Source organism: Balneola sp. EhC07, assembly GCF_001650905.1.
Lineage (GTDB): Bacteria > Bacteroidota > Rhodothermia > Balneolales > Balneolaceae > Balneola.
This window is the reverse complement of record NZ_LXYG01000004.1, coordinates 66,609-72,995: the sequence shown is the minus strand read 5'-3', so window position 1 is coordinate 72,995 and position 6,387 is coordinate 66,609. Positions and strand designations below refer to the sequence as shown.

The window sequence follows — 6,387 nt, the reverse complement described above, 5'->3', positions numbered from 1 at the left end:
CGAAAAGAGATTTAAATGATTTCATGATATTTATTTGTTTGATAAATTATTAGTTAAGTACAAGAGAAGTTTTATCTCCAATTGTTACAAATTCTTATAAGGCATAAATCAGCTTTTAAACAGATTTATAATCCACAACAAGAGTAACTCCCCAGTAATTTGTTACAGCATTAATCTATGGTTAAAAAAAATTTCTACCCAAAAAAATGTTAAAAAAAATTAATATTAAGTTTCTAATCGCCCCGTAAATAGTCAAAAAAGGTTTTTGATGTCACTTACTTAGTTTTATATTCAGTCGTAAATAAGCTAATTGAAAAGAGTGATTAGTCTAAACTATAACAGATTGATGTCTATCATTGACAAAAGCTAGAGTTGATTATTCAGAGCTGGTTGAAGCTCTACAAAGCGGGGATGATTCTAAAGCCAATGAACTTGTTTCAGAAGTAATTGGAAGGTTAGAAGACTATCTTGTTGTTACTATGAGTGCAGACGCTAATGATGCAGGAGAATGTGTACAACAGGCATTTGTGGATGTATTTGAACAAGTCCGTAAAGATAAGATCAAAGAGCCGAAATACTTTTTCAGCTATTTGATTAAATCTTGCAGGCATGAGTACCTGAGATATATTAAGAAGAAGCACAGATTTAAGTATGAAGAAGAAGCTCTTAACGAGCAATTTGTACCCGAGCAACAATATCAACGACTGATTGATAAAGAGAGACAGGAGATCTTAAAAAGGTGCCTCGAAGAACTCCAGGAAAAATCAAGAGAATTCATTGAACATTTTATTGACAAGCCTGATACAACTACTGAAGAAGCTAGTGAAGAGTTTGATATGTCCTCTTCCAATGTAAGAACTAAAAAGCATAGGATCTTAAGTAGGTTGCACCATTGTTATAAAAGAAAATCTAACGAATAATCAGAAACTAAGCAGGAAACCATTGCCTGTAAAAGTTAATTGGATTGACCTTTCACCTAGATTTTTGGCATGCCTACGATGAATCAAATACAGACTAATATCAAAAAGTAAAAGAAAGCTTCCTTGAAGTACAATGGACTTCCCATAGCCGGTTAAACGTTCAGAGCTTGTATCAATTCCCTGATCCCAAAGCCAGGCGCCACTTCCGATATAAAGCAGATCTAATCCGGAATTTATGAGTAACAGCTTATCAAAACTTTGCATTTTATCCAGAGCAGCCTCGTACCCAAGATCTAGGTCTATCTCAGAAGCACCTTTGTAGCCAAATCCGGCAATCCCAAGATTCACGAGGTTCCATGCGGTATTCATTTGGTGAAAATATCTGGAACTGTTATCGGATCTGTAATACCCTATTGTACCCGAAATAATATTTGAAGTTGCCCAACTTCCTAGCACAATCATTCCGGTTTTTTGAGTGGAAATAGAATTTTTGAGAACAAATTTAGTGTGAAATTTCTGATTTTGAGAGTGTAACATACTCTGACCTGAGCATAGAAAAGTGATCACGAAAAAAATCGACACGAAGTAATTTTTTTTGTAACAAATTTTAGATGCTATCATATTTAAGGTAAAATCGGATTAGTTTTCTTTCTTTTTATTGAAGAAATAATTAAAAAAGGAGATGAATCGTAAGGTAATTTGAAAACAGCTGTAAAAACCTGGGCTCAATTTTACAATCTTTTGACTTGATTATCCGCTGAAAAAACGTCAACATCAAAGCCTAAATAATAAAACTAAATCACGTATAGAATGTGGCTGAATATTAAATCGTTCGATGATTATAAAGAAACCTTTCAGGAAAGCGAAAAAGACCGTTTAGCTTTTTGGGAACATGAAGCTGGAACTTTTTACTGGCGGAAAAGATGGGATAAAGTTCAAAGTGGTGGATTTGAAACAGCAGACATAAAATGGTTTGAGGGCGGTAAGCTTAATATTACAGAAAATGCTCTAGATCGTCATTTGAATACGATTGGGAACAAAACGGCTTTTATATTTGAGCCAAATCACCCGGATTCTTTTCGCAGAACTATCACATTTAGACAGCTGCACGAAGATGTTTGTAGATTTAGTAATGTGTTGGAAAGCAAAGGAATTAAAAAGGGAGACAGAGTTTGTATTTATATGGCGATGACACCTGAGCTTGTGATCGCTGCATTGGCTTGTGCCCGAATCGGAGCAGTTCATTCTATTGTATTTGCAGGATTTTCAGCTCAGTCCTTGAGTGATCGCATTAATGATTGTGATGCAAAAATGCTGATCACAAATGATGGATTGAGAAGAGGAGATAAGCACGTTCCTCTTAAAGATATTTCTGATGAAGCGCTGAAAACCAGCCCTTCAATAGAAAGCGTGATCGTATGTCAGCGTACTAACCGTGATATTGACTGGGTGGAAGGACGTGACGAATGGTGGCATAATTTGATTCGAAACGCATCCAAAAAGCATGAAGCGGTAGAAATGGATGCTGAAGATCCATTATTCATTTTATATACATCAGGTTCAACAGGAAAGCCAAAAGGAGTTGTTCATACTTGTGGTGGATATATGGTGTACACCAGTTATTCATTCCGAAATGTATTTCAAGTTGGAGCCGATGACGTGTATTGGTGTACTGCGGATGCAGGCTGGATCACAGGGCACAGTTATATTATTTACGGTCCGCTGTTTACCGGAACAACAGGAATTATCTTTGAAGGAACACCAACTTATCCTGATGCGGGAAGATTTTGGGAAGTAGTTGAAAAGTATAAAGTGACTCATTTTTATACTGCTCCAACAGCAATTCGTGCACTCATGAGTTACGATCTGGATTTCGTGAAGAAATATGATCTGAGTTCGCTCAAGATCCTCGGTTCTGTTGGTGAACCGATCAACGAAGAAGCATGGCATTGGTATGACGAGCATATTGGAAATGGGAATTGCTCGATTGTGGATACTTGGTGGCAAACGGAAACGGGTGGAATCATGATATCACCGCTGGGCGGAATTACTCCTACTAAGCCGGGTTTTGCAACGCTTCCTCTACCGGGAGTTTTTCCGGTGTTAATGGATGAAGATGGTAATGAAATTGAAGGAAATGATGTGCAAGGAAACCTTTGTATCAAACATCCGTGGCCTTCTATTGCGAGAACGGTTTATGGAGATCATGAGCGGTATAAGCAAACTTATCTGAGCACCTACAAAGGTTATTATTTTACCGGCGATGGTTGCCGTAGAGATGAAGACGGTTATTACCGAATTACAGGGCGTGTGGATGATGTGTTGAATGTTTCAGGTCACCGCTTAGGAACTGCTGAAATTGAAAATGCACTTGACGAACATGATAAAGTGGTAGAAACAGCTGTCGTTGGATATCCGCATGATATAAAAGGTCAGGGCGTATATGCATTCATGATCTGTGATGAAGAAATAAAAGATACCGATGCATTCAAGAAAGAGTTATTGGATCTGGTTGTTAAGATCATTGGACCAATTGCAAAACCTGATCAAATTCAGATCGTTTCAGGATTACCGAAAACACGTTCCGGAAAGATCATGCGACGTATTCTCCGAAAAATTGCTTCCAAGGATATGGACAATTTGGGAGACACTTCAACTTTACTGGATCCAAGTGTGGTGGAGGAAATCAAAGAAGGGAAGGCGATTTAAAGTTCAGGTGGAAGAAAAAATTGGTCGAGATCTTTTTCGATAGGAATTATATCTATTTTTTCTTGATAACCGGCCTTGAAAGAATTGAATCTTTCTTCCAATTTGGTAGCGTATGGATCTTGTATGTAAACTTTTTCTAAAGACCCCATACACTGAATTATCGTCTTGTCTATGTCTCTATTGAAAAAAGGGAAGGAATATCCAATAACTACTAAAACATTACTATTTTGTACTGCTCTTGCTGCTTTATCAATTATTGATTTTTCTGCTATATCTCTTTCCCATGAAAATGATAGTGAAGGAAAAAATTTATTTTCTACGGAAGACTGATAAGCAAATATAGCTCTTTTTAAATAGTCATAATTAATTTCATCTGAGACACTTCGCAAAATTGAGTAATCATCGTTATTTATGAGGTTTTTAAAAAACCGTGCTGTTCCATTGAGTTTGTATAGTCCAAAGCCATCATCATGCTTTGAATTTTTATATTTATTTCTTGTTCGTAGCCATTGTTCATTTTTGAATACATTATCATTTTTTAAATATTCAGAAAATGATAATTCGAATTGACTGTCATAGTTCCAGCTTAGAATATTTATGTTACTAGGTAGATTGGTTATTGATGAACTAATAATGGAAGCGAAAAAAGCATCATATCTAGGGTCAGGTGAAACACGAAGCTGCTCAAATGAAAAGTAAATTGTAAGTAACGTCTTTAGGTTTCTTAGTAAATCCTTCTCTCCACGGATGAATAGTTTTTTTGCAAACGTATCAATGCTTGAATGTTTCTCACTTGCAGTTGCCAACCATTCAATGTCATTTATAAGTCTTTTTCTAACTATGCTATAAGTTAGATTTAGGTCGTAGTGGTCATCTACTTTTACAGGTTCATCATCATTTTCTAAAAAGCTATTTTCTAAGAATGATTTAAAATCTGCTAGCTTATTCGGTAGATCTTTAACCAATGGTAGTTTTTCTGCACTTGCCCCTGCCCCAAATAAATATGTAATATTTTTCATGTTAATAATTTTAAAGTCCCAACAAATACCCAACAGGTAAGAAAGCCAGACTGATTACCAACAAGATCATTCTGAAGCGGGTGGAAACCAGAACGGGAAAGAAGAATAGTCCGTACGTGAAGGAATGTTTGTGGAGCCAGTCGTAATAATGTTGGCGGTGAGCTGATCCCAGAGCCATAGTTACGTGTCCGTGCAGAATAGTGATCATAAAAGGCAGAGCGAACATAAACGCTCCGATGTATCTAAAGCTTTCATCCATGCCAACCAGCATAGCAGCATAATAATACGGCCAGGCAAAAAGAACCATCATAGGCACACTCAGCAACCAGTTGATGATGACGATACGTCTATAATTGGATTCGGAAAGTTCGGACATTTGGAATTATGAATGTTGAGTTATGAATTTTGAGTTAAGACTTAGACTCAAAATTCATAATCCATCATTTAGAATTATATTTTAGAAGCAATCAGCATTTCAATTTCTCGATAATCCATGTCAAACATTTTAGCTAAAGATTTTTTGGTAAGATGCTTTTTGTATGAGTACGTTCCGCTTCTTAAAGCAGTATTATCCCAAAGACATTCTTTCACGCCGCCGGCATCGCCGATAGCCAAAATATAAGGCACTAACACATTATTAAGTGCATAAGTGGCTGTTCGGGCAACATCAGAAGGCATATTGGGAACGCAATAATGAGTTACATCAAAAGCTTTATAAATTGGGTTTGAATGCGTAGTTGCCCTACTCGTGGCGATACATCCGCCCTGATCAATAACGGTATCCACGATCACACTTCCGGGTTTCATTCCCATCACCATGTCTTCGGTTACCCAACACGGAGAGCGATCTCCTTCTGCCATTGCTGCGCCAATAATTACATCAGCGAATTTTAGTGCAGAACTTAAATACTGTTCATTTGCTACAGCAGTGATTATCCTTCTGTCCAGAGCATTTTCGAGTCGACGTAATGCATTCAGGTTGGTATCCATAACAAAAACCTGAGCACCATATCCTAAAGCGGTACGAGCAGCATATTCTCCTGTTATTCCTGCACCAAGAATTACAACTGTGGCCGGAGGAACTCCTGAAATACCTCCAAGCATAATGCCCTGCCCCAGGCTCTGATTTTCCAGATAATGCGCAGCTTTTTGGACAGCGAGAGACCCTGTGATCTCGTGCATCATTCTGACAATCGGAAATTCTTTGTCGCTGTCACATATAAATTCATAGGCTATCCCGATCACAGATTTTTTGAGCAATTCATCAAAGTAATTTTCTCTTTGAGTACCAATATGTAAAGCAGAGATAATAGACTGATCCTGATCCAGATATTCCAGTTCTTCATCGGAAAGAGGTGCGACTTTAAGTATCAATTCAGATTTCTTAAAGACATCCTCAGCAGTATAAGCGATCTCGGCTCCGGCATCAGCATAATCGCGATCAGAAAAATTAGCTTCTTCTCCGGCTCCTTTTTCTATAAAAACTTCATGGCCATTTCCCCTGAGTATGGAAACTCCACCCGGTGTAAGAGAAACTCTGTGTTCATCATTAGACATTTCTTTAGGAAGCCCGATTCTAAGCGAGACCTCACTTTTGGAGCGAATGAGATGTTTTTCGAGCGTTTTTAAACCAATCTGTTCAGTATCCAGAGGGTTGAGTTCCATTAGCAGCAGAGTTTATTTTACATGAAATATACTAAAACGGGGCTGTCATTTCGAACGAATGTGAGAAATCCATA

6 protein-coding genes are annotated in these 6,387 nt (G+C 37.6%); 2 read left to right on the top strand and 4 right to left on the bottom strand.

From position 1 onward, the window contains the following. Positions 1-356: 356 nt before the first annotated feature. Complete coding sequence (locus tag A8B79_RS02960) at positions 357-920, top strand: RNA polymerase sigma factor (RefSeq protein WP_066217767.1); 564 nt, start codon at positions 357-359, stop codon at positions 918-920. On the opposite strand, the gene A8B79_RS02955 is transcribed toward A8B79_RS02960, so the two are convergent. Continuing rightward, the gene (locus tag A8B79_RS02955) at positions 921-1,457 is read right to left on the bottom strand and encodes a DUF6992 family protein (protein ID WP_066217764.1); all 537 of its coding nucleotides are present in this window, start codon (positions 1,455-1,457) and stop codon (positions 921-923) included. A gap of 273 nt (positions 1,458-1,730) precedes the next feature. On the opposite strand from A8B79_RS02955, the gene acs reads away from it, so the two are divergent. Further along, positions 1,731-3,629: an acetate--CoA ligase gene (gene acs, locus A8B79_RS02950; RefSeq protein ID WP_066217762.1), complete on the top strand. Its 1,899-nt coding sequence runs from the start codon at positions 1,731-1,733 to the stop codon at positions 3,627-3,629. Here acs and A8B79_RS02945 read toward each other — a convergent pair. The 3 genes from A8B79_RS02945 to A8B79_RS02935 all read right to left on the bottom strand — a co-directional run bounded on the left by A8B79_RS02945 (position 3,626) and on the right by A8B79_RS02935 (position 6,313). Further along, the gene (locus tag A8B79_RS02945; protein WP_066217760.1) at positions 3,626-4,648 is read right to left on the bottom strand and encodes a hypothetical protein; all 1,023 of its coding nucleotides are present in this window, start codon (positions 4,646-4,648) and stop codon (positions 3,626-3,628) included. The genes acs and A8B79_RS02945 overlap by 4 nt on opposite strands. Positions 4,649-4,658: 10 nt before the next feature. Beyond that, positions 4,659-5,024 carry a hypothetical protein gene (locus A8B79_RS02940; protein WP_066217759.1) on the bottom strand — a complete coding sequence of 122 codons (366 nt, stop codon included), beginning with the start codon at positions 5,022-5,024 and terminating at the stop codon, positions 4,659-4,661. 74 nt (positions 5,025-5,098) lie between these two features. Beyond that, the gene (locus A8B79_RS02935) at positions 5,099-6,313 is read right to left on the bottom strand and encodes an alanine dehydrogenase (protein WP_066217757.1); all 1,215 of its coding nucleotides are present in this window, start codon (positions 6,311-6,313) and stop codon (positions 5,099-5,101) included. Positions 6,314-6,387: the final 74 nt, after the last annotated feature.

What these genes read in the sequence shown, in the direction of transcription:
- A8B79_RS02955 (WP_066217764.1), bottom strand. Translation starts at nt 1,457, where the DNA reads ATGTTACACTCTCAAAATCAGAAATTTCACACTAAATTTGTTCTCAAA.
- A8B79_RS02940 (WP_066217759.1), bottom strand. Translation starts at nt 5,024, where the DNA reads ATGTCCGAACTTTCCGAATCCAATTATAGACGTATCGTCATCATCAAC.
- acs (WP_066217762.1), top strand. Translation starts at nt 1,731, where the DNA reads ATGTGGCTGAATATTAAATCGTTCGATGATTATAAAGAAACCTTTCAG.
- A8B79_RS02945 (WP_066217760.1), bottom strand. Translation starts at nt 4,648, where the DNA reads ATGAAAAATATTACATATTTATTTGGGGCAGGGGCAAGTGCAGAAAAA.
- A8B79_RS02935 (WP_066217757.1), bottom strand. Translation starts at nt 6,313, where the DNA reads ATGGAACTCAACCCTCTGGATACTGAACAGATTGGTTTAAAAACGCTC.